Genomic DNA, 425 nt, shown 5'->3' with positions numbered 1-425 from the left:
CAAAGGCTTGTGCAGAACTCATGCCGTCGTATGGCCCGGAGTTAATGACGGTGCCTTTTTCGGTAATAGCCGCTTTTTGAATATCACTGTCGCCGCTAATAGGCTCAATAACCGGGCGAATCTCCAGCTTGTATTTAGTTGCAAATTCCCAGTCACGCTGGTCGTGTGCCGGCACTGCCATAACGGCGCCAGAGCCATAGTCCATTAAAACAAAGTTAGCGACCCAAATAGGGATCTCTTCACCTGTCATTGGGTGAGTGGCTTTAATGCCGGTGTCCATGCCCAGCTTTTCCATTGTTGCAATGTCGGCTTCTGCGACTTTGCTGTTCTTACAATCTTCAATGAAGCTAGCCAGTTCAGGGTTATTTTTTGCGGCTTCAATAGCTAACGGATGTTGTGCGGCAACACCCATATAGGTAACACCG

At 48.7% G+C, this 425-nt stretch carries 1 pseudogene; it reads right to left on the bottom strand.

Features of this window, described 5'->3' with window-relative positions:
• Nucleotides 1-425, bottom strand: a pseudogene (locus B3180_RS04300) (class I tRNA ligase family protein); the annotation flags it as partial.

The sequence above is a fragment of the Idiomarina sp. UBA4206 genome, from assembly GCF_002383015.1.
GTDB classification, from domain to species: Bacteria; Pseudomonadota; Gammaproteobacteria; order Enterobacterales; family Alteromonadaceae; genus Idiomarina; species Idiomarina abyssalis.
The sequence above is the reverse complement of the archived record's forward strand: the minus strand, read 5'-3'. Positions and strand labels throughout refer to the sequence as shown.